Origin of the sequence: Pseudomonas entomophila, assembly GCF_018417595.1 — a bacterium.
GTDB lineage: Bacteria > Pseudomonadota > Gammaproteobacteria > Pseudomonadales > Pseudomonadaceae > Aquipseudomonas > Aquipseudomonas entomophila_C.
This window is the reverse complement of the sequence record NZ_CP070982.1, coordinates 3,269,903-3,291,349: the sequence shown is the minus strand read 5'-3', so window position 1 is coordinate 3,291,349 and position 21,447 is coordinate 3,269,903. Positions and strand designations below refer to the sequence as shown.

17 protein-coding genes are annotated in these 21,447 nt (G+C 64.3%); 7 read left to right on the top strand and 10 right to left on the bottom strand.

Annotated features, from left to right (window positions below):
* The first annotated feature begins 37 nt into the window (after nt 1-37).
* Nucleotides 38-343: a hypothetical protein gene (locus JYG34_RS14535; RefSeq protein WP_213657104.1), complete on the top strand. Its 306-nt coding sequence runs from the start codon at nt 38-40 to the stop codon at nt 341-343.
* On the opposite strand, the gene JYG34_RS14530 is transcribed toward JYG34_RS14535, so the two are convergent.
* From JYG34_RS14530 to ampC, 4 genes are all read right to left on the bottom strand, one after another.
* Complete coding sequence (locus JYG34_RS14530) at nt 334-756, bottom strand: group II truncated hemoglobin (RefSeq protein ID WP_213657103.1); 423 nt, start codon at nt 754-756, stop codon at nt 334-336. The two genes, JYG34_RS14535 and JYG34_RS14530, sit on opposite strands and share 10 nt — an antisense overlap.
* Nucleotides 757-958: 202 nt before the next feature.
* Entirely contained in the window at nt 959-1,291 is a 333-nt protein-coding gene (locus JYG34_RS14520; protein ID WP_213657101.1) for a hypothetical protein, read from the bottom strand.
* A 310-nt stretch (nt 1,292-1,601) separates the two neighbouring features.
* Nucleotides 1,602-2,225: a glutathione S-transferase family protein gene (locus JYG34_RS14515; protein ID WP_213657100.1), complete on the bottom strand. Its 624-nt coding sequence runs from the start codon at nt 2,223-2,225 to the stop codon at nt 1,602-1,604.
* Nucleotides 2,226-2,228: 3 nt separating this feature from the next.
* The gene (ampC, locus tag JYG34_RS14510; RefSeq protein ID WP_213657099.1) at nt 2,229-3,368 is read right to left on the bottom strand and encodes a class C beta-lactamase; all 1,140 of its coding nucleotides are present in this window, start codon (nt 3,366-3,368) and stop codon (nt 2,229-2,231) included.
* Nucleotides 3,369-3,535: 167 nt separating this feature from the next.
* On the opposite strand from ampC, the gene JYG34_RS14505 reads away from it, so the two are divergent.
* Nucleotides 3,536-4,525, top strand: coding sequence for a bile acid:sodium symporter family protein (locus JYG34_RS14505; protein ID WP_213657098.1), 990 nt, complete (start codon nt 3,536-3,538; stop codon nt 4,523-4,525).
* 1 nt (nt 4,526) lies between these two features.
* On the opposite strand, the gene JYG34_RS14500 is transcribed toward JYG34_RS14505, so the two are convergent.
* Nucleotides 4,527-5,249, bottom strand: coding sequence for a DUF899 domain-containing protein (locus tag JYG34_RS14500; RefSeq protein ID WP_213657097.1), 723 nt, complete (start codon nt 5,247-5,249; stop codon nt 4,527-4,529).
* A 222-nt stretch (nt 5,250-5,471) separates the two neighbouring features.
* The gene (locus JYG34_RS14495) at nt 5,472-6,137 is read right to left on the bottom strand and encodes an HAD family hydrolase (protein WP_213657096.1); all 666 of its coding nucleotides are present in this window, start codon (nt 6,135-6,137) and stop codon (nt 5,472-5,474) included.
* 205 nt (nt 6,138-6,342) lie between these two features.
* On the opposite strand from JYG34_RS14495, the gene moaB reads away from it, so the two are divergent.
* Together moaB and JYG34_RS14485 are read left to right on the top strand one after the other, a co-directional pair.
* Nucleotides 6,343-6,882, top strand: a complete 540-nt coding sequence (gene moaB, locus JYG34_RS14490) for a molybdenum cofactor biosynthesis protein B (protein WP_213657095.1) — start codon at nt 6,343-6,345, stop codon at nt 6,880-6,882.
* Nucleotides 6,883-6,890: 8 nt separating this feature from the next.
* On the top strand, nt 6,891-8,081 hold the full coding sequence (locus JYG34_RS14485; RefSeq protein WP_213661192.1) for a molybdopterin molybdotransferase MoeA: 1,191 nt from the start codon (nt 6,891-6,893) through the stop codon (nt 8,079-8,081).
* 115 nt (nt 8,082-8,196) lie between these two features.
* Here the strand turns inward: JYG34_RS14485 and JYG34_RS14480 are convergent, their stop codons facing one another.
* Complete coding sequence (locus JYG34_RS14480; RefSeq protein ID WP_213657094.1) at nt 8,197-8,847, bottom strand: helix-turn-helix transcriptional regulator; 651 nt, start codon at nt 8,845-8,847, stop codon at nt 8,197-8,199.
* Between the two features lie 228 nt (nt 8,848-9,075).
* Here JYG34_RS14480 and hisN point away from each other — a divergent pair, with 228 nt between their 5' ends.
* Nucleotides 9,076-9,867, top strand: a complete 792-nt coding sequence (hisN, locus tag JYG34_RS14475; RefSeq protein ID WP_213657093.1) for a histidinol-phosphatase — start codon at nt 9,076-9,078, stop codon at nt 9,865-9,867.
* 54 nt (nt 9,868-9,921) lie between these two features.
* On the opposite strand, the gene JYG34_RS14470 is transcribed toward hisN, so the two are convergent.
* Nucleotides 9,922-11,253, bottom strand: a complete 1,332-nt coding sequence (locus JYG34_RS14470; RefSeq protein WP_213657092.1) for an anti-phage deoxyguanosine triphosphatase — start codon at nt 11,251-11,253, stop codon at nt 9,922-9,924.
* 310 nt (nt 11,254-11,563) lie between these two features.
* On the opposite strand from JYG34_RS14470, the gene JYG34_RS14465 reads away from it, so the two are divergent.
* Nucleotides 11,564-12,514: an AraC family transcriptional regulator gene (locus tag JYG34_RS14465; RefSeq protein ID WP_213657091.1), complete on the top strand. Its 951-nt coding sequence runs from the start codon at nt 11,564-11,566 to the stop codon at nt 12,512-12,514.
* 100 nt (nt 12,515-12,614) lie between these two features.
* Here the strand turns inward: JYG34_RS14465 and JYG34_RS14460 are convergent, their stop codons facing one another.
* A complete protein-coding gene (locus JYG34_RS14460; protein ID WP_213657090.1) occupies nt 12,615-13,313 on the bottom strand; it encodes a pirin family protein in 699 nt (232 codons plus the stop codon).
* Between the two features lie 186 nt (nt 13,314-13,499).
* On the opposite strand from JYG34_RS14460, the gene JYG34_RS14455 reads away from it, so the two are divergent.
* Nucleotides 13,500-16,004, top strand: a complete 2,505-nt coding sequence (locus JYG34_RS14455; RefSeq protein ID WP_213657089.1) for a UvrD-helicase domain-containing protein — start codon at nt 13,500-13,502, stop codon at nt 16,002-16,004.
* Between the two features lie 163 nt (nt 16,005-16,167).
* Here the strand turns inward: JYG34_RS14455 and JYG34_RS14450 are convergent, their stop codons facing one another.
* Nucleotides 16,168-21,183, bottom strand: coding sequence for a dermonecrotic toxin domain-containing protein (locus tag JYG34_RS14450; protein ID WP_213657088.1), 5,016 nt, complete (start codon nt 21,181-21,183; stop codon nt 16,168-16,170).
* Nucleotides 21,184-21,447 lie beyond the last annotated feature (264 nt).

Below are 21,447 nucleotides of genomic sequence, written 5' to 3'. Positions count from 1 at the left end.
CTTGCGCGGCATTTGACCAAACGGAGTATTGATTTCAATGCGAATCAGGGAAGAGACCTACTGGCAGTGGGCCGATGCGCAACTGCACTGCCGCAGCCACGACGAAGAACTGAGCGACGGCACCAGCCTGGATGTGCAGGTGCGTTTGTCGCGCCTGGGTGCCACGCAGTTGTTTCTCGGGCTGTATGCCAGTAACGGCAAGGCCTTGCTGGAAGAGTACTACCCCGCGCGCCCCGGCGAGACCATGACCCGCGCGCTGGTCTGGGGTGTGGATCGCGCCCGTGCGCTGGCCACCGGCGCCGTACCGCTGCCGGAGCGGGCGCCGCGCCGGCTTCAGGCCTGAGCGTGGCGGTTGCGGCTGGCCTGGACGATGCGCTCGGCAGGCACCCGCAGCTGGCGCAGCAGGTACTCGGCGAACTCGCCTGACCAGGGTTGCAGGGCAATGGCCTGGGCCATGCAGTCGAGCCAGATGGCGCTGTGGGCTTCGCTGATCGGCCACTGGGCGTGGAACGAAGGGATGGCGATCGAACCGTAGCGTTCGCTGTACAGGCGCGGCCCGCCCAACCAGCCGCTGAGAAAGCACGCCAGCTTGTCGCGCGAGCCGGACAGGTCGTCCGGGTGCATGCGGCGCACGCTGGCGGCCGACGGGCTTTGTTCCATCAGCCGGTAGAAGTCATCGACCAGCCGGCGCAGGCCATCGATGCCGCCAGCGGCCTGGTAGGAGGCGTCATCGGTGCCGAAGGCAGGGGTGTTCATCGGGCGCTCCTTGATGAAAAGAACAGCATTCTAGTGTCCTGTCTCGGAAATACGTTCACTTTTTCGCGAGTGGCTTGGGTGTTCGGCCAAGGCGCCGCCAAAAATGAACAGCTTATTTCCGAGACAGGACACTAGCAGGCATGAAAAAGCCCGGCGGTTCAGGCCGGGCTCAAGAAGCGGCGTACTACTGGTTGAACCTGTTTCAGTTCAGCGAGTCGATCACCTTGATTGCCTGCCGCTCACGGGCCGCAGGCCATTCTTGTTGCAGGGTCTCGAGTACGCGGCCGACGAAGGTGATGTCGGCGGCGGCCTTCTTGCCGACGTAGCCCTGGCCACGGCGGTAGACCTTGAAGCGGGCGCGCATGCTGGGCATGTGCGATTCGAATTCGGCTTCGACCGTGTTGGGCGGCAGGCGGTCCAGGCGGACCTCGCCGGACTGGCTGACCCACAGCAGGTGGTCGTCGAGGCTGTCCTTGCGCGCGGCGAACAGCTGGGCCAGTTGGTGGATGGTCGGATTGTTGTTCAGGTTCATCATATCAAAGCCCCCATTACTCTATTCGTCGGTGAATTTCGCAGGTGAAGTTCACATTCGGCGCTACACCATGTAGCGCACTAACCAAGGCTGCTACAGCAGCATCGCAACAGGGGCTTTCTCACGCTGCCTTCTGGGCAGTTTCCCTCTCCACGGACGGCCTGCGTTACCGCGCAGGCCGTCTGGAACACCCTTGCCACCGCTCCCGATCGGGGAGACGGCCTCATCATGCACAAGGGCCGGGAAGGGCGTCAACAGTTTTGTAGTGAATATTTTTTAGCACTACATCTTGTCGGACAATCCTGCTTTTAGTTCATGGGGTTCCATTGTCTCCGTGCTCGAGGAAGCCCGCGCGCTGGCGCAGGCGTGCGTGATACGCCTCCAGCGCCGGCAGTGGCGGGTGCTCCAGCGGCGTACGGCGCCAGCGGTTGAGCGACAGGCCGATGGCCACGTCGGCCAGGCTGAAATCGCTGCCGGCCACATACGCGTTGGTGGCTTGCAGGCGCTGTTCGAGCAGGCGCATCCGCGCGGTCCACTGGGCGCTCGCAGCGGCCAGCAACGCCGGGTCCTGGTGCGCGGGGGAGTGGCGCACCAGGGACATGAACGGATAGCGCCAGGCGTCATTGAGGTCGGTGGCCTGCCAGTCCAGCCATTGGTCGACGGCCGCGCGGGCGCGCGGCGCGGCAGGATAGAGGTGGGCACCGCCATGCGCGTTGACCAGGTAGCGCAGGATGCTGTTCGACTCCCACAGTACGAAGTCGCCGTCGACGATCACCGGCACCATGGCGTTGGGGTTCAGGGCCAGGAATTCCGGCGTGTCGGTGGCCTGGAAGCCGCTGCCCCAGTCTTCGCGTTGATAGGGCAGGCCCAGTTCGACGCAGGTCCACAGCACCTTGCGTACATTGATCGATGACGCCTTGCCGAGGATTCTCAACATGTTTCAGCGCTCCAGGCTGGCGAGGATGCGTTGGGCGGCGCGCACGCGTTCCTCGTTGGGGTAGTTGCGGTTGGCGAGCAGGACAATGCCCATCTGCTTGGAGGGCACGAAGGCGATATAGGCGCCGAAACCATTGGTGGCGCCGGTCTTGTTGTACCAGGCCGCGGGCTCGGCCGGGAGGCTGGGGACCAGGGCCTTGGTGGCCTGGGGCTCGCGGATCATGTTGGCGCCATTGCCCGCCAGCAAGGTGTCCAGGGCCACCGGATACGGGTAGCGCTCCCAGCCCAGGCCCTGGGTCATGGCGCCGACCTGGAAGTAGCCAGCCTGGGTGATGGCGATGGCCTTGCGCAGCGCCGGGTCGAGTTCGTTCGGCTTCACCTGCAGCTGGACGTAGCGCAGCATGTCGCTGGCACTGGTCTTGATGCCATAGGCTTCGTCGGCGAAGGGGCCGGGGCCGACCCGCACCGGCTTGTCGGCGGCGTCGTAGCCCTGGGCATACAGCCCGCGAGCGCTGGCCGGCACCTCCAGGTAGGTGTGGCGCAGGCCCAGTCGCGGCAGCACATCCTGGGTCATCACTTCGGCGAACGGGCGTTGCTGCGAGCGCGCCGCCAGGTTGCCGAACAGGCCCAGGCTGGGGTTCGAGTAGCAGCGCATGGTGCCGTGTTCGAAGCGGCGCTGCCAGTGCTGGTAGAAGGCCAGGACCTGTTTGTCGGTCTGCACTTCGTCCGGGAATTGCAACGGCAGGCAGTCGCCGCTGTAGGCCCCCAGTTCCAGTACGCTGGCGCTGCCGATGGGCGTACCGGCCAGGGCCGGCTGGTAGCGGCTGGCGGGCGCGGCGAGGTCGAGCTTGCCTTCGGCGCTGGCCAGGGCGGCAAGGGTGGCGGTGTAGGTCTTGCTCACCGAGCCGACCTCGAACAGGGTGTCGCGGCTCACGGCTTGTTTTTCCTGTTTGTCCGCATAGCCGTAGTTGAAGTAGTGCGACTCGCCATTGACGTAAACGGCCACGGCCATGCCGGCGATACCTTGTTCGCGCATCAACGGCTGGATGACGCCATCGACCGTCGACTGCAGGCTGTCGGCCAGGGTGGGCAGGCTGACCAGCGCCAGGGTGGCGGTGAGGCAGAGGTGGCGGGTGTGTTTCATGGGAAAGCAGTCCTTGTCGAATTGCGCTGCGGGAAAATGCCGAACATCGGCGGCCTGTGGCCTGCCCCGGTGTCCGTTGGGCGACATTGCCAGGGGTTCCGGCGTTAGCGCGGGAAAAGCGCAGACCTTATCGTCCGGGCTTGCACAATGACAAGACGGAATACGTGATGAAGTATTTGCGCATGCTTTTCGACAACTTCACCCTGGCGTTGCTCGGGGTGGTGTTCATTGCCACCGTGCTGCCCTGTTCCGGCGAAGGGGCAGTGCTGTTCGGCTGGCTGACCAACCTGGCCATCGGCCTGCTGTTCTTCCTGCATGGCGCCAAGCTGTCGCGCGAGGCCATCATCGCCGGCGCCGGCCACTGGCGCCTGCATCTGCTGGTATTCGCCAGCACCTTCGTGCTGTTCCCCTTGCTTGGCATGGCGTTCAAGCCGCTGTTCGTGCCATTGGTGGGCAACGAGCTGTACCTGGGGGTGCTGTACCTGTGTGCGCTGCCGGCCACGGTGCAGTCGGCGATCGCCTTCACTTCGCTGGCCCGTGGCAACGTGCCGGCGGCCATTTGCAGCGCCGCGGCATCCAGCCTGCTGGGGATCTTCCTCACGCCGCTGCTGGTGATGATGCTGCTCGGTGCCTCCGGCGATACCGGCTCGGGGCTGGACGCCGTACTCAAGATCACCCTTCAGTTGCTGGTGCCTTTCGTCGCCGGGCAGATCGCCCGCCGCTGGATCGGCGACTGGGTCCGGCGCAATGCCCGCTGGTTGAAGATGGTAGACCAGGGTTCGATCCTGCTGGTGGTCTACACCGCTTTCAGCGAAGCGGTGGTCACCGGGCTGTGGCACAGCGTCTCGGCGCAGCACCTGGCGGGGCTGTTCGCCGTGTGCGGCATCTTGCTGGCGGTGGTGCTGCTGGGCACCCGCGTGCTCGGGCGTGCGTTCGGGTTCAACGTCGAGGATCGCATCACCATCCTGTTCGCCGGCTCCAAGAAAAGCCTGGCCACCGGCGTGCCGATGGCGCAGGTGTTGTTCGTCGGCGGGGGCATCGGCGCGATGATCCTGCCGTTGATGCTGTTCCATCAGATCCAGCTGATGGTCTGCGCGGTGCTGGCGCAGCGCTACGCGGCGCGGGTCGAGGCGAGCGGCGAGGCGGCGGCGTCCTGACTCATTTCGCGCAGCAGTGCGGCTTGGCGTCGGCGCCTTCGTAGCGGTCGTGGTGACGCACCCAGTCCATCGTGCCCGCCTCGTTGCGCCCTAGCGGCGCCAGGTCGAGGAAGTTGTAGGTATTGACCAGGATGTCCAGGCCGCGGGCGTAGGTGGAGTAGGTGTGGTAGAGGCTGCCGTCCTGGTCGCGGTAGAAGGTGCTCAGCCCGGGCAGCTCGTTTTCGCTGCCCGTGTAGGGTTCGTAGTTGTACTGGGCCGTGCCGTCGGTGGCGACGCTGACGCCGAAGTCCTGGTTGAATTGGCTGCCATGGGACGAGAACCAGGGGAAGTGCCAGCCCATGCGCTGGCGAAACGCCTGGAACTCGGTGTAGGGCGCGCGGGATACCGCCACCAGCGACACGTCATGGTGCGCCAGGTGCAGGTTGGCGCCATCGAAGTGATCGGCCAGGAACGAGCAACCCGGGCAGCCTTCCTGCCAGCCTTCGGCGAACATGAAGTGGTAGACCAGCAGTTGGCTGCGTCCGGCGAACAGCCCGTCAAGGCCGAGCTCGCCGTCAGGGCCGTGGAAGCGGTAGTCCTGTTCGACTTTCACCCAGGGCAAGGCGCGGCGGGCGGCGGCCAGTTCGTCGCGTTGGTGGGTGAAGGCCTTTTCGTGCAGCCACAGTTGTTGCCGGGTGGCGAGCCATTGGCTGCGCGAGACCACGGCGTGCTTGGGGTGGGTCATGGGGGCGACTCCAGGCTGAGGGGTTCAACCTGTGGTCGAATGGGGCGGCGGTGGAATCGACAGTGGCCTGTACGTGGCCGACGAATGGTGGGGGCGGTGCCCCGCGCCCCGTTGGCCTGATACGACCGTTGTAGGAGCGGCTTCAGCCGCGATCACCCGCGCAGCGGGTGCCAGATACCGCGAAGCCCGCATCGCGGCTGAAGCCGCTCCTACAGACGCAGCTCACGCTTGCGTTTGCATCTGCTCGATCAGCGCCCACAGGCGCGGATCATCGTAGTCCTCGATCACCAGCCGCGCCCCAGCCTCCAGCAGCCGCTCGGCAGGTTGCGTGGTTGCCAGACCCACGGTGAAGATCCCGGCATCGACGGCCGCCTTGACGCCTGGTAGCGAGTCCTCGAAGGCCAGCGCCTGGCCAGCGTTGGCCCCCAGGCGTTGCAGGCCGGTGAGGTAGGGCAGCGGGTCTGGCTTGGGGCGTTCCAGCTCGTCCGCGACCAGCACGTGCTTGAAGCGCTCGTCCAGGCCCATGGCGGCCAGCATGTGCTCGGCATTCAGGCGCGGCGCATTGGTCACCACGCACATGCCGATGCCGTGCTGTTCGGCGTGCGCCAGCAGGTCGAGCAGGCCGGGCAGCGGCGACAGGCTCGGTGACAGCTCGCGGAACAGCGCCTCCTTGCGCTCCGCCAGCCTCTGGCGTTCGGCGGTGTCCGCGTGCGGGAACAGGTCAGCGAACAGCAGGCCGTTGGAGCGCCCGCTCACCTGTGTGTCGAACTGCTCCTGGGTCAGCGCGCGGCCGTCGTGGTCGTGCAACAGTTTGCGGAAGGCCTGCAAGTGCAGGGTGTCGGTGTCGGTGAGGGTCCCATCGAGGTCGAACAGCAGGGCGGTCAGCATCGGGTATCCTGGCGAAACGGTTGCGGATGAAGGGTCTCCGGGATTCTAGCCGCAACCGTTGGCCGCATGTGAAACGATTCAGTGGTAACCGTCGCCGATTCGAACGATAGAGTCGGCTTATGGGGTCGTGGCTAATATCGATTGGACGCCGGCGGTACGGATCTCTAGTTTCGCCAACGTGTGATCGACTGCCTGAGCGCCAAAGATGAATACCCGACCCGATGCCGTATTTGTTCCCCTGAATATCGCCGTGCTGACCGTCAGCGATACCCGCACCTTCGAAACCGACACCTCCGGCGAGCTGCTGGCCAGCCGCGCGGTGGGCATGGGCCATCGGCTGGTGGACAGGGTGCTGCTCAAGGACGATCTGTACAAGATCCGCGCCCAGGTGGCGGGCTGGATCGCCGATGACAGCGTGCAGGTGGTGCTGATCACCGGTGGCACCGGCTTTACCGGGCGTGACAGCACCCCCGAGGCGGTTGCTTGCCTGCTGGACAAGCAGATCGATGGTTTCGGCGAGTTGTTCCGCGCGCTGTCGATCCTCGACATCGGCACCTCGACGGTGCAGAGCCGTGCCCTGGCCGGCCTGGCCAACGGCACCCTGGTGTGCTGCCTGCCGGGCTCCACCGGCGCCTGCCGTACCGCCTGGGAAGGCATCCTGGTGGAACAGCTGGATGCGCGTCACCGCCCGTGCAACTTCGTGCCGCACCTGAAGGCGGTCAACCTGTGCGGGTCGCGCTCGTGAGCGCCTTGATGTCGGTCGACGAGGCGCTGCGCCAACTGCTGGCGCTGGCCAGGGCGACGCCGTTCACGGCCGTCGAGCCGGTCGCCCTTCGCCAGGCCGATGGTCGTGTGCTGGCCGAGGATCTGCGTGCGGCCATCGACCTGCCGCCCTGGGCCAACAGCGCCATGGACGGCTACGCGCTGCGCCTCGAAGATCTGCCGGGGCAACCCTTGCCGGTGTCGCAGGCCGTATTCGCCGGGCAGGCGCCGGGGCCATTGCAGGCGGGGACCTGCGCGCGAGTGTTTACTGGCGCGCCCATTCCCGACGGTGCCGACTGCGTGCAGTTGCAGGAGAACTGCGTGGTCGACGCGCAAGGACGGGTGAGCTCGCTGACCCCGTTGTGTCGGGGTGACAACGTTCGTCCACAAGGCAACGAGATCCGGGCGGGTTCGCCCTTGCTGGCCGCGGGCACGGTACTGAACCCGATTTCTTTGGGGGTGCTGGCCTCGCAGGGCATCAACCAGGTGCCGGTGCTGCGCCGACCACGCGTTGCACTGCTGTCCAGTGGTGATGAGCTGGCCGGTGAGGGCGCAGTGCTGGGGCCGGGGCAGATCTTTGACAGCAATCGCGTGGTGCTGGCCACGTTGCTTGAACGGCTGGGGTGCGACGTGATCGACCTGGGCTGTGTACCGGACGATCCGCTTCGGCTGCGCATGGCCTTGGCCGAGGCCGAAGGCGCCGAGCTGATCATCACCAGCGCCGGGGTGTCGGTGGGCGACGCCGACTGCATCGGCGCGCTGCTGCGCGAGGCAGGTGAAGTGAAACTGTGGAAGCTGGCGATCAAGCCTGGCAAGCCTTTCACCTTCGGGCATGTGGGAGCGGTGCCGTTACTGGGGTTGCCGGGGAACCCGGGGTCGGCATTGGTGACCTTCCTGCTGCTGGCGCGCCCCTACTTGCTGGCGCGGATGGGGATCGTGCAGGTCGAGCCGGTGCGCGTGCCGGTGGTGGCAGGGTTTGCCTGGCCCAAGGCGGGCAAGCGCCAGGAGTACCTGCGGGTGCGGCTCGAGGGCGGGCGGGCGCGGCTGCTGGAGAACCAGAGCTCCGCGACGTTGCTCAGTGCGGTGCAGGGGGATGGATTGCTGGAGGTGCCGGCGGGGGAGACGTTCGAGGCAGCGGACGTGCTGGACTTCATTGCGTTTGCGGGCGTTGGGGTTTGTTGACCCGTTGAATCGCGTTGTAGGAGCGGCTTCAGCCGCGATGCCGGCAGCGCGGTGGCTGGCACCCGCTTCGCGGGTGATCGCGGCTGAAGCCGCTCCTACAGGGCACGTATCAGATTCAGTCTCCCTGTGCGTACATCCAGCGCATCAACGAATTGCGCCCGCTGATCCCCAGCTTGATCGCCGCCCGCCGCAGGTAGCTTTCGACGGTGTTGACCCTCAGGTGCAGATGCTCGGCCTGCTGTGGCGCCGTGCGCCCGGCAAGCAGCCCCTTGCACACCTGCATCTCCCGCTCCGACAAGGTGATGTCGGCCTGGCGCAGGCGTTCGATGAAGCGCTGCTCCAGGCTTTCCGGCTCGCTCGGCTCAGGCAGCGCGGGCTGCAGGGCACTGATGTGTTTCTCGAGCATGGGCAGCAGCAGAGGGGAAATATCCTCCAGCCGACTGCGTTCGACGGCGGAAAACCCATAGCGCGGATCCGCGCGCAGGACCGTGATCTCGTAGCGGTAGCCATCCTTGCGCCGCGCCAGGTGCAGGCGCGCCGGGTCGTCGAAGGCATCGCCCGGCTCGCCTGTGCTGAACACCGTCTCGCTGAGCAAGGTGGCGTCGGGGCGGGAAGAGCAGGCGCCAGCCACCCGCATCTGGCGAATGAGGGTGGCATCGATGGTCAAGTGGGTCTGGATCAGGTCATGCAGCCGCTGGGGGAAATGACGGCTGCCGGTACTGGCTATGACTTTGCCGATCTGCGGAAAAAGCAGGTGCGAATTCATCGTGTCATCCATGATGTGCTGTGGAACGAAGGCCCGTGCACGCCAGTAACCAGCATCCTTGGTTGGCGGTACGGCCGTTGGAGCTGCTTGCTATCCTAGTACAACGATTCAGTGACGGTTGAATGAAGCGGCAATAATGGCATGACAACATCGGTTGTTGCCGGGCCGCTTCGGTTCCGCTGGAGTCGGGTATGATGCAAGCCCTTTGCATATAACGAGGCCCGTTCCATGTCCCTGAGCGCAGAACAGATTGGTGAATTCCGCGGCTTCGCCGAACAGCTGGCCGATGCCGCTGCCGCCGCGATCCAGCCGTATTTTCGCGCAAGCCTGGAGGTCGAGGACAAGGGCGGACGCCTGTACGACCCGGTGACCGTGGCCGACAAAGCCGCCGAGGATGCGATGCGCGAGCTGATCCAGGCGCGCTACCCGGCACATGGCATTCTCGGTGAAGAGCAGGGCGAGGCCGTTGGCAGCAGCCCGCTGACCTGGGTGCTCGACCCGATCGACGGCACCCGCGCCTTCATCACCGGCCTGCCGCTGTGGGGCACGCTGATTGCCCTCAACGACGGTACCCGCCCGGTGATCGGTGTGATGAACCAGCCATTCACCGGCGAACGGTTCGTCGGTACGCCGGACGGCGCCTGGCGCAGTGGCACCCCCCTGAAGACCCGCGCCTGCACCGACCTGGCCTCGGCCACGCTGATGTGCACCACCCCCGACATGTTCGACACCGAGGCGCGCCAGGCGGCCTTCCACAAGGTGGCTGGCCAGGCTCGGCTGATGCGCTACGGCGGCGACTGCTACGCCTACTGCATGCTGGCGTCGGGCTTCGTCGACGTGATCGTCGAGGCGAGCCTGCAGCCCTATGACGTGCAGGCACTGATGCCGATCATCGAAGGCGCGGGTGGGGTGATCACGGCTTGGGATGGTAGCTCGGCACAAAATGGCGGCTGCGTGGTGGCCTGTGGTGACAAGGCGCTGCATGCGCAGGTGGTGGAGATGCTGCGTCACGCCATGTGAGTGATGACACAGGGATGCTGCTCGTCCTACACAGGGCGAGCAGCGTGGTCTCATCTACAGGTGGTCGAAAATCGAGCCTTTGTGGGGGTAGTACAGCTTTTCGTAGAGGCGCGTGCAATATTCGTCGGTCATACCGGAGATAAAATCACAGATCACTCTGGCCTTGCCAGCGTCATCCGGGGTCTGTTCGTACTTTTCGATAGTCCTGCCGGGCAATAATCGTGTCGGGTCTGAGCTCAACGCATTAAACAGCTCGATAACGATTTTCTGACCTTTGAACTCCAACTGTTGCACGTTAGCGCTTTTTATCACCTTCTTGACCACCAGCTCGAAGATGTGTTTGCGCAGTTTTTTATGGTCGCTGTCCATGACGGCGTTCCATCTGATCAATTCGTTCTGCGCCGAGGGAATCAGCGAAGGCTGGACTTGGGTGCTCAAAATGAATGCATGGACAAGCGTACCGATGGCCTGCTTGCGCAAATAGCTCTCTTTTGCAAAGAGCTGATCGGAAATTTCGGCAAAGTCGAGTTTGCAAGTTGAGAACAGCCCCGAATTACCCGACATGTGCTCATCCCAGTGCTGGCGATTCACCATGCCAAGCGAAATGGCATCTTCCAAGTCGTGCAGGCTATAAGAAATGTCGTCAGAGAGCTCCATGATGGATGTATCTAGGCTCTTGTGTTTCGGCACAAAATGTGCGTTCTCGCTTGGGCCGGCCGTCACTTCGGTGAACGCCCTTCGTTCTTCGTTGGACAGGGGGGCCAGCACCCACTCGACAACGTCCTTTTCATCATTCAGGTAGCATTTTGGCGGCTTTTGCGTCTTCGCTTTAGCCAGCCATTGTGGGGTTGTGCCCGCACCATAAGCCGCCATGTTGACAGTGGCCGAGTACGAAGCTGGGTATTTGAGTACACCCAGCAAGAGCCGTCGTGTTGGGTTGAGCCCATGGTGGTGAGTATATTTGTCAAGACGCGACAATATTCTCAATGTCTGGCCGTTGCCTTCAAAGCCACCATAGTCTCTCATGCAGATATTAAGGGCCACTTCCCCGCCGTGACCGAAAGGTGGGTGACCAATGTCGTGCGCCAGGCAGATAGAACTCATCAATGCAGAACGTGGCAGTGCCTTGATGATGTCCTGCTGCGCTTCATGCCTCCTGCGCAACCAATGAACGATTCCGACACCAATCTGCGAGACTTCCATGGAATGTGTCAGCCGTGTACGGTAAAAATCGCTTTCTCCCAACCCCAGGACCTGAGTTTTCGATTGCAGCCTTCTGAAGGCCGACGAGTGAATCAAGCGCGCATAGTCACGCTCCCATTCGTTTCGAATGTCATCTTCGCGCTTATGCGCACCATCCCTGCGTTCTTGCCAGACATCCATCATGTGCATTCCTTGTCACTGTTGAGGAGGTGGCAGGTTGGCAGCAATTGTGGCTGGTGGCTACTGGTGAACAGCCCTGTACGATAATCGGACGCATCGTGCGCTCGGCTGTCCGCTATCCGCCCGTCGTTTGCCATGGTCCCATTGCCCCTCGCCGGGCTTTTTGCTTAGTGTGGGCGCTATCAGCCGGCTGTCGACTGCCCCGACACACCCGTGGCGGCTGGATAGAATGACCGTGACCGACCGCCTCCGCAGCCCGCCCGGGCTGCAGGATACGGCGCCCATAACAATAATGATGGCGAGTGCCTTGCCCATGGAAAGCCGCCTGTTGAGCGAGCAAAGCTGCGTGTTCCACCGCGCCGACCCTTATGCGGTGTCTGACTACGTCAACCAGCATGTGGGCCAGCACCATATCGGCCTGTCCCGCACCACTCACCCCCAGGCCAGCCTGAGCCACCGCAAGTTCGCCGAGCTGGACCTGTGCCGTATCAGCTATGGCGGCAGCGTGCGCGTCACCTCGCCGGCGCTGGAGACCATCTACCACCTGCAGGTGCTGCTCAACGGCAATTGCCTCTGGCGCGGTCGCCAGCGCGAACACCACCTGGTGCCGGGCGAGCTGCTGCTGATCAACCCGGACGACCCGGTGGACCTGACCTATTCCGAAGACTGCGAGAAATTCATTCTCAAGGTGCCGGTGCGTCTGCTCGATTCGATCTGCGACGAGCAGCGCTGGCAGCGGCCCAGCGGTGGCGTGCGCTTTCTGCGCAACCATTACCGACTGGAAGAGCTGGACGGTTTTCTCGGCCTGCTGGGGATGGTCTGCAACGAAGCCGAGGTCAGCGATTCGCTACCTCGGGTACAGGGGCATTACAGCCAGATCGTCGCCAGCAAGCTGTTGACGCTGATGAGCACCAATGTGCGCAGGGAGTCGTTGGGCGGGGCGGGCCTGGAAAGGATCCTGGGGTACATCGAAGACAACCTGAAATTCGAGCTGAGCGCCGAAACCCTGGCCGAGCAGGCGAACCTGAGCCTGCGGTCGTTGTACGGGTTGTTCGATCGACACTTGGGCACCACACCCAAGCAGTACATTCGCCAGCGCAAGCTGGAGCGGGTGAGGGCGTGCCTGGGCGATGCCAGCTGCGGCGTGCGCAGTGTCACCGAGCTGGCGCTGGACTACGGCTTCCTGCACCTGGGGCGGTTCTCGGAAAGCTATCGGCAGCAGTTTGGCGAATTGCCGTCGGAGACGTTCAGACGTCGGGAATGACGCGTGCTCGCCGGGCCCTCTGTAGGAGCGGCTTCAGCCGCGATGCAGGCACCGCAGGGCCCGGATCGCGGCTGAAGCCGCTCCTACAGAGGGCGTGCCGTCAGGCCACGTCCACCAGCACGATCTCGCTGTCCTCGAGCGCGGTCACCGTCAACACGCTTTCCTGCTCGATCGCCACGCCATCGCGGGCCTTGGCCTGCAATCCATTCACCTCGATCACGCCCTTGGCTGGCACCAGGTAACCACGGCGTCCAGCGTCAAAGTGGTATTCGGCTCTTTCCCCGGCACGCAAGGTCGCGGCCACCAGGCGGGCATCGGTGCGGATGCGCAGGCTCTCTTCATCGCCTTCGCGGCCGCTGGCCAGGGTCACGAAACCTTCGCCACGCTCACCTTTGGGGAACGGCCGGGTACCCCAGGACGGCGCGTCGCCGACCTTCTCCGGGATAATCCAGATCTGGAAGATGCGCGTATCGACCTTCTCCAGGTTGTACTCGCTGTGGACGATACCGCTGCCGGCACTCATCACCTGCACGTCGCCCGCTTCGGTGCGGCCCTTGTTCCCAAGGCTGTCCTGATGGGTGATGGCGCCTTCACGGACATAGGTGATGATCTCCATGTCGCGGTGCGGGTGCGGCGGGAAGCCACTGCCGGCGGCGATCAGGTCGTCGTTCCACACCCGCAGGTTGCCCCAGTGCACCCGTGCCGGGTCGTGGTACTCGGCGAACGAGAAGTGGTGGTGGGCATCGAGCCAGCCGTGGTTGGCATGGCCCAGGCTTTCGAACGGTCGCAGTTGCAGCATGATGATGCTCCTCTGATTCGGTGGTATGGGGCCATGATGCGTGGCTTAAAGATCGAAAAAAAGCGTAAATATCGACTTGTTATGATCTATTAAATAGATATTAAACGTGCTGTACCGCATGCGATTCATCGCCTAATTCACTGATCCATAAGCATTCGCTGGCGCTTTGTTGCGGATGAGGCGAACATGCCTGCTGTTTCGATTTTCAATGGAGTGACCGTGTCTCACGAGCATCCCCAGGCTCCGGCCGACCTGACCCCGCCCGCCCAACTGCCCTGGCTGCGCCGCCTCGCCGCACGCCTGCTGGGGCGTGGCCTGAGCCGCCTGCGGGCACAGCACCGCGACTCGTGGTTCCTCGGCCATGCCGACGGCCTGCGCAACGGCCATGCCGATGGCCTGCGTGATGGCTACGAGCGCGGGCGAGCGGAGGGTTACGAAGCCGGGCGCCAGGTGTTGGTGATCCGTGATAGCCGGCCCGACGGTTCGGGCGTGCCGGGCCGGGACGACAACTTGTTCGACGACTGGCGCCTGCCGTTGACGGCCGAGCTGAAGAAGCGCTTCAAGGCCGACGTGGCCCAGCGCCTGCCAGCCTCGGCCCAGCCCAGCGCGGCGCAGTGGAAGCTGATCTTCAGCGACACGCCGTCTACCTGCGTGGTGGCCGGGGCCGGGGCCGGCAAGTCGACTTCGCTGGTACTGCGTATCTTGCTGTTGCGCCATTACCTGGGCTTCGAGCTGGACGCCATGACCGTGGTGACCTTCACCCGCGAGTCGCGCAAGGACTTCATCCAGCGCCTGCTGCAGGTGTTCGCGCTGTGGCAGATCGAGCTGTTGCCCGCCCAAGGCCGTGAGCTGGTGCGCACCTTCCACTCACGCATCCTGCCGCTGGTGCGCAGCCTGCCGGGGTTCGCCCAGGTGCGTGCGTTCGAGACCCTGGGCAACGAGATGCCCGCAGGTGGTGAAGCCAACGCCGAGAGCAACCCGTTCGACTTGCGACTGAACGACGCCCAGCGCCAGCAGCTCAACCTCTGCTACAGCGCGCTGCTGGGCGAAAACCCTCGTTTCGCCGAGTTGATCGGCGTGCTGCGCCAGGAAGCCCTGTTGCTCAAGCCGCTGGACCCGGAGCACCCGGATGTGCAGAAGCGCGCACAGGTCACGCAACTGGCGGCCCAGCGTGACGAGGAACTGTGCGATGTGATCGAGGACCTGTGGTTCGCCGCGGGCGCCTGGCCGATCAAGGGCATCGAACCCTGCCGCGACACCGTGCAGATTCGCGGTAGCCGTTTCCATGTGCAAGGTCGCCTGGAAGGGTTGGATGCCTGGGTGGTCCTGGGCTTCGATCCGTCCGAGAGCGCCCAGTACCAGCGTCCTGGTGCCAAGCTGACGGTGCGGGCGGAGTGGGCGGTGAAGCGCACACTGCTTCAGGCTTTCTGCGACAAGCCTTTGATATGGCTGGAGAATTACGCTTCGGCAAAGCGCTTGGCGGCGTCGCTTGCCGGTGATGCCATGGCTGGGCCGGGCTTCGAGTACAAGGTCAAGGGCGAACTGGCACCAGCCCCATTGCTCGATGCCTTTGTCACCGCCGCCAGCTTCATTGAAAACCTGGGCCTGGATGTCAACGCCGCCGTGGCTGGCATGAGCTTCCCCACGGGGGATAGCGATGCGGCATTCTTCGAAGCCCTGGCGCTCTTCTGGAAAGCCCTGGAGGCGCACCTGATGGCCCAGTCGCCACCGGTGATGACCTACAACCGCATGTTCGCCTTGTTCGGCGAAAACAATCCGGAGAACCTGGCGCTGTTGCCCGACCCGCTGCTGCGCCCGCTGGCGCACCTGATGATCGACGAGTTCCAGGATGTCTCGCCGCAGATCGTCAGCTGGCTGCGCGCCAGCCTGGCGGAAATTCGTCGTCGTGGCCCGGGCATGCACACCGGGCGCGCGGCCCAGCACTCGTCATTGATGTGCGTTGGGGACGACTGGCAGTCGATCTATGGCTGGCGTGGCAGCTCGCCGAAGTATTTCATGGAGTTCACCAAGGCGTTCCCGTCGCCTTCCAACACCCGAGTGATGCTGGTGGAGAACTACCGTAGCCAGCAGCACATCATCGATGCCGCGGAACACCTGGTGAAGGGCGCACCGGCGATTGCCGGCAAGAAGGCCCGGGCGAGCGGGCTGGCGGCCACGTTGCCGTTGTCGCCGGTGAAGGTCTTCGAACGGGACGAGGCGGCGTTGGCGCAGACCTTGATCGAGCATTACGAACGCGGTGAAACAGTGATGATGCTGTTTCGAAAAAGTAGCGATAAGTTATTGATTGAAAAAGAATTAACATCTGTACTTAAAGTTGATTCTAGCTTGCCGCCCGCGCAGCGCCGCCTTCGTCAGCTGACGTACCACAGTGCCAAGGGGCTGCAGGCTGATGCCGTGTTCATGCTGGGGGACTGCCACTACCAGACCAGTTCGCCCTACAAGAACCAGGCGTACCGGCTGGCCGGCCTGGGCAAGCCCGGGGACGCTCAGGCGTTCGATACGGCGCAGAAGGAAGAAGTGCAGCGTCTGGCCTATGTCGCGGTCACGCGGGCGGTCAGGCACTGCTACTGGCATGTGGAAAAGCTCGGCGGCGAGGCCGCAGGGCAGCCTCGCGCGTCGAGCCAGGTGCAGGGGCGGCAGGCCTTCTTCGAAGACCTGCGCGGCCTCTAGTGTCCTGTCTCGGAAATAAGCTGTTCACTTTTGGCGGCGTCTTGGGCGCCCGGCCGGCGTTGCCACTCCTCGCCATAGCCCTGCCATGACTCGTCGCGGCGCCTTGGCCGAACACCCAAGCCACTCGCCAAAAGAGAACGTATTTCCGAGACAGGACACTAGATCAGTTGTTGGGGTCGCGGCGCGCGGTCAGTTTCAGGTAGAGGACGTCCTCGTCCTCTTCCAGGCCCAGCGCCATGCGGTTCATGCCCGCGACGTACCGGTCGCTGGCGATCTCCAGGCGCTGCGGCTGACCATCCTCGCCCAGCGGGCTGCGTTCCAGTGCCTTTGACAGCGCATCGACAACGGGGGCCTCGAGCGGCCCTTCCAGTTCATTCCCTTCCAGATAGTCCACGCCCACGTCCCAGCGCTTCCTGAGGGCCTCGAAGCTGGCTCGATACTCCAGGCGCAGCAGGCGTCGCCAGGTCGGTTGCCGCGAGATCCACAGGCGGCGAGCCTGGGCATTCATTTCCCGTGCCTCGACTTCGTCGCCTATGGCCTCCTCGGTCCAGGCCGAGATGTCGGCGGTGTCCCGGTACAGCATCTCCTGTTGAAGTTCGGGGAAATCGAGCCTGCGCGACAGGCCCGTGCGCAGGGCCAGGCGCATTTCGATCAGGTCAAGCCCTTGGCCCAGGCCATTAAGCAGCACATCGTCCGGCAGGGTGTCGAGACGGTGCAGGGATGGCACGGTCGGTTTCACCCCACGTTTGCCCGCCGGCAAGGCACGCCAGGCATCCAGGGCGCGCATGGCATTGCGCCTGGCCAGGCGGGCGTTGAACAGCGCCTGGGCCAGTTCGTTGACCTGGTCACGACGGAACAGGCGACAGAAAAACTGGAACAGCCGTGGCGTGGCCAGTTGCGCGCCGCCGGCTTCGTCGTAGGCCATGACTTCGATCTGCAGGGTGCCGAATGCATCGGCACCGGCGTCGCCACAGGACACCGGAAACTCGCCAGCGACGTCTTCCAGCCGTCTGCGCAGGCGGGTGCTGGCCGCGGCCCGCTCCAGCAACGTCCAGACCTGATGGGCGAACGCCTTGGGATTGCGCTTGGCGCTGGCGGACATGCCGACCTGTTCGATCACCTGCCGCAGGCTGGCGTGCCTGTCTTCATCGAACAATGCCTTCCAGGTCGCTTGCCGGGATTCGGTCGCGTGGTCCAGCCAGTTGATGCGCGGCACTGTTGCAGGGGCGGGCTCAGGCGGTTGGACCGTGACCTCGGGCAGTGGCTCGGCCGATGCGCCGATCACCTGCAGGCTCACGCGGACGTTCTCGTCCAAGGGGTTGTAGTTGAATCGCCAGCGGTAGTGGGTACGTCGTCCCAGCAGCCCTTCCAGGTAGGGCGAACGCATCAAGGCTTGCAGGGCCGGGACCTGCTCGATGCGGTTCATGCTCAGGTCGAGTTCGCGCAGCATGCAGGGCGTACGTTGCATCAGCTCGCTCAAACCAGCCGGCCAGTGGTCGAGGCGGCAGCTGTCCAAATGCAGGGTGGCGAGGTTGTCGAGGCCAGTCAGGTCGGGGCTGGTCACCAGCGGGTTGTTGCTCAGGCGCAGATCGCGAAGCTCGCCCATGTCGCGGAACCGGGCCGCCGTGGCGGTGTCCAGCGCGATGCGGTTGAAGCGCAGGTCAAGGGTTTCCAGGCGCAGCCCGGCCAGCATTTGCAGGTCTTGCTCGGTGAGTGTCAGCCTGTTGCGCGGCAGGGCGAGGCTGCGCAACATGCCAAGTTGTGGAAGCACTTCACTGGCCTCGGCGGGGAGTTGTCCGATGCGTGCTCCGGTCAGGCGCAATTCGCGCAGTCGCGGGGCATTGCGCAAGGCATGCAAGATCGAGGCGGCACTCATCTGTGGGCTGCTGATCACATCGACCCGCTGCAATGAGGGGAACGCTTGCAGGAAGTCACTGGGCATCTCGATCACATTGAGATTCTCCAGCACCAGTTCAGTGATGTGGTCGAATCGTGCGTAGAGAGGTGGTAGTGCATCGAGTGCCAGGTTGGACAGACTGAGCGTTTCCCCTTCCATTCGCTGCCAGGCGCGAATGAGCGCGTCGCAAGTTCGGCTGTAGAACTGCCCGACTTCCTCGCCCCAGTCGTTGGCGCCGGCGCTGGCCCAGTCCGTCAGTTGTTGACGCAGCCCATCCAGCTGCGTGCGCAAGGCCTGGATCTGCTCGGTCGCATTGCCTCTGGCACGCAGGGTGGTGAGCAACTGGCGTAGCTTGCGCTCACTCAGGCCTGGGTAAAGCGCATGCAGTTCGCGTTCGGCCCTGGTGGCGAATATGCCAGGGCTCAGGGGGTAGCCAAAACGCCCATCGTTCAGGCGTAACGGCGAGCGAAAACCGTTGGGCGGCGATTGCTGGCCGATAAGGCGCGCGGCACGATGGCGATCAGCCAATGCGGCGTGGTAGCACTGCTCGGGCGTCCACCGCGGATGTTCGGTCAGCAGGCCTGCACGGATGCTCTGGCTGTCGGCGTTTGCCAGGCTGCTTCGGTACAGCCCCAGGATGGCTCGGTCGAGGCGCACGCGGGCCTGCATCAAACGGGCTTCCTCGGCAATGCGCAGGGGCACGCGGCCGGCGAGCAGGGTTTCCCGTTCGGTGGTGCTGGCTTGGCCGACCAGCTCTTCCAATGCCTGCCTGGGCAATGTCGGAAATTGCCGGCCAATGGTAACTGCCGAAGGCCAGGTGGCTTCGCAGGTGCTGTCGTAGACACTGTCGAACAGCGATTGGCGTTTCATTGCGAGCTGGTCGGCCATCAGGGTCTGCAGCGCCTGCTGGCGGTGCGCGGCCGCGGTGCCCTCGGGCAGCAGCGCGTCGATCGCGTTCTCGTCCAGATGCTCAAGGACGATGCGGGCCAGGTCGCCATTGTCCAGGTCGATCCGGGTCAACTGGATTACGGTGTCACCTGGTTGGTTGCGCCCATGGCGCGTCGCGCTGCCCATCGGCTCGGTGCCGTCGAACACTTCCAGCACGACATCCTCGGGCCAGCCGGGCAGCTCGACCAGTACGGTGGCGGCGAATTGTTCATAGGGGGTCAGTGGGCTGCCCGCACGGGCGCGGGCGATGATGTCGTCGGCGGTGGTGTCGGCTTTCAGCCGTCGCAGGGCATCCTCGAGCAATGCCGGGGGGCGTCTGCCATCGGCATGCAACTGCTCCAGCACGCCCCGGTCCAGCCCCGTGCTGTCGAGTGCGGCGAGCAGGTCTTGGTCCTTCAACCCCTTGCCGAGTGGGCCGAGGCGACGCATCAATGTGACGCGGCTCCAGTCCTGGGGGCGTTCGTGCTTCATTCGCCAGGCGCCTTTGCCATTACCTTCGATTCGCGGCTGATAAGCCTGCGGATCGTTCGGGTGCACGACGCGCCAGTGGCCCTCGGCGTCCCGGGCAACTTCGTAGACGTCGTCGACCAGCTCGATGAAGTGTCGCGCGTCATGGTCAAGGATACCTTCTGCGTCTGGCGGCAGGCCCTCAGGCAGCGCGACCGAGCTGCGATATTGTTCGAGCTGCGGATGCCACAGGCGTTGCTCGCCGTCGACCCAGATGCTGTCCATCGAGTCGACGAAACCGGAGGCCTTCGCCACCTTGGCGGCACCGGCGATGACAATGACGCCGCCGAGACCGACGAGCAGCGACTCGACCTGCGCCACCGCTTCGGCATTGTTCCCTTCGGACCAGGCGTCGAAGCCATGGAAGATGCTCGCCATCACCTGCGCGGCACCCACGGCCAGCATGACCGCGTCGAGGCCCGGGACGAACATGGCGGCGACGTTGAGTAGCGTCAGGCCGCGTTCGGCCCAGTGCCCCAGGCGCTCGGCCCGTGCCTTGGCATCCCTGTCCGCTGTCGGCACCGCGACACCCCGGGCATCAGCCCGCAGGCGCTGAACATGGGCATTGAAGAGCTTGGGCCAGACGGGGAAGGCGATTGGCACTTCATGCACCGCCAGCGACGGGAAGCGGGTGGGGCGCAGCGCGCCATCTTCCTCTTGAGCCTCGTCGGCCAACTGCCCTTGCCAGGGATGTGTGCCGGGCTCGGTCTCGCCAAGGGCGGGTGAAGGCGGTTCGAGCGGGATCACGTCGGAGTGGGGGCTTTCGAACAGCCTGGCCTTCAGCTTCCTGGCCATCTTCGGGCGATCCTTCAGCGCGACATGCTCAAGGAAGCGCTCGCGATAGGCGGGCTCCAGCAGGCGCAGGCGCATATACCTGCCCAAAGCCAGCAAGTTGGCGAATTCTTGCACCGGATGTTCGTCATCGAAGGGCAGATAGGCGATATAGGGTGGCGTCGTTACACCTGTGGGCGTCAACAGAAGCAAGTCGTGCAGCTGGATGCCGAGCATGGTCAGGGTCTGCGCCGCGACGGGGTGGATGCCGTAGCGAGGGGCGGTATCCGTGGTACAGAACTGGCGAAGCGCCTGGTGACCTGCGTCGGTGAGTTTGCCCCGCAAATGCGCGATCACGCACTTGACTACCAGTTCGTCGCGTCGGGCCTGCACCCATGCTGGCTGCACCTGGGCCTTGCGCTCACCGCCATACAGGCTTTGCAGGTGGGCCTGGTAGCGTTTGCCCAGGTCCAGAGCGCGGCAGCGGCTCACGAACTGGCTGGTGGTCAGGCCTGGCAGCTCGGCGCTGTCCGTGATGCTGGCCTGCAAGGCACTGAACGAGCCGACCTCGGCCATGCCCTCGAAGTTGTGCAGGGCGGCCTCTAGCAGGCTGGTGAGGGTCGCGCTGCCGGACGGCTGCTCGGTAAACGACGGCGGGCGAGGGGTGGAGTGCGAGGCATCGGGGTCGGGAACGTCGCCTTCCATGTGTGAAGTGAAGGGTTGGAAACGAAATTGCGCGTCTGTCACGGGGACCGTCAGGCCGAGCTCCGCCTGCAGCAGGGGTTCGCAGAACTCGGTGATACCGCGCAGGTCTTTCAGCGCCTTGGCCAATGCCTTGCGGCTGGTGGCCCGGCGCCGGATGGCATTGCGCAGGTCGATTTGCTGCTCGGGGGTGGCCTGCGTGAACCATTGCGGGAATTGACCTGCTGCGTCGACATGCTCCACATGAGCGCACCGCAGCAGCCTGTTGGCGTGTGTGTGATGAAGGTGTTTCGCCCAGCCTGGCATGCTGCCCAGGATCTGCTGCTGGTGATAGGGGGGATCGATGCTGTGCATGGCCGTGCTCCGATGGTGGTAGGCGGCCATTCAACGGCAGTGGATGCTGGCAGGGGGGGTACATATGCAATGAGTTCGGCAGCCTGGCTCATCCCGAACGCTTCGTTCGGTTGGCCGCAGGCCCACGTCGAAAGACGATCCACGAGGGTTGCGGGCATGTCCCGCACCGTGAGCAGATGCCGCGCGTGCTTGACGAGGTCGTCCGGTTCCTGGCGTGAAAGCGGTGCAGGCTGGCTATCCCGACAAAGCCGATTATGCTTCAGG

Coding starts and splice junctions, on each gene's coding strand:
- JYG34_RS14535 (WP_213657104.1), top strand. CDS start 38: ATGCGAATCAGGGAAGAGACCTACTGGCAGTGGGCCGATGCGCAACTG.
- JYG34_RS14530 (WP_213657103.1), bottom strand. CDS start 756: ATGAACACCCCTGCCTTCGGCACCGATGACGCCTCCTACCAGGCCGCT.
- JYG34_RS14520 (WP_213657101.1), bottom strand. CDS start 1,291: ATGATGAACCTGAACAACAATCCGACCATCCACCAACTGGCCCAGCTG.
- JYG34_RS14515 (WP_213657100.1), bottom strand. CDS start 2,225: ATGTTGAGAATCCTCGGCAAGGCGTCATCGATCAATGTACGCAAGGTG.
- ampC (WP_213657099.1), bottom strand. CDS start 3,368: ATGAAACACACCCGCCACCTCTGCCTCACCGCCACCCTGGCGCTGGTC.
- JYG34_RS14505 (WP_213657098.1), top strand. CDS start 3,536: ATGAAGTATTTGCGCATGCTTTTCGACAACTTCACCCTGGCGTTGCTC.
- JYG34_RS14500 (WP_213657097.1), bottom strand. CDS start 5,249: ATGACCCACCCCAAGCACGCCGTGGTCTCGCGCAGCCAATGGCTCGCC.
- JYG34_RS14495 (WP_213657096.1), bottom strand. CDS start 6,137: ATGCTGACCGCCCTGCTGTTCGACCTCGATGGGACCCTCACCGACACC.
- moaB (WP_213657095.1), top strand. CDS start 6,343: ATGAATACCCGACCCGATGCCGTATTTGTTCCCCTGAATATCGCCGTG.
- JYG34_RS14485 (WP_213661192.1), top strand. CDS start 6,891: ATGTCGGTCGACGAGGCGCTGCGCCAACTGCTGGCGCTGGCCAGGGCG.
- JYG34_RS14480 (WP_213657094.1), bottom strand. CDS start 8,847: ATGAATTCGCACCTGCTTTTTCCGCAGATCGGCAAAGTCATAGCCAGT.
- hisN (WP_213657093.1), top strand. CDS start 9,076: ATGTCCCTGAGCGCAGAACAGATTGGTGAATTCCGCGGCTTCGCCGAA.
- JYG34_RS14470 (WP_213657092.1), bottom strand. CDS start 11,253: ATGATGGATGTCTGGCAAGAACGCAGGGATGGTGCGCATAAGCGCGAA.
- JYG34_RS14465 (WP_213657091.1), top strand. CDS start 11,564: ATGGAAAGCCGCCTGTTGAGCGAGCAAAGCTGCGTGTTCCACCGCGCC.
- JYG34_RS14460 (WP_213657090.1), bottom strand. CDS start 13,313: ATGCTGCAACTGCGACCGTTCGAAAGCCTGGGCCATGCCAACCACGGC.
- JYG34_RS14455 (WP_213657089.1), top strand. CDS start 13,500: ATGCCTGCTGTTTCGATTTTCAATGGAGTGACCGTGTCTCACGAGCAT.
- JYG34_RS14450 (WP_213657088.1), bottom strand. CDS start 21,183: ATGCACAGCATCGATCCCCCCTATCACCAGCAGCAGATCCTGGGCAGC.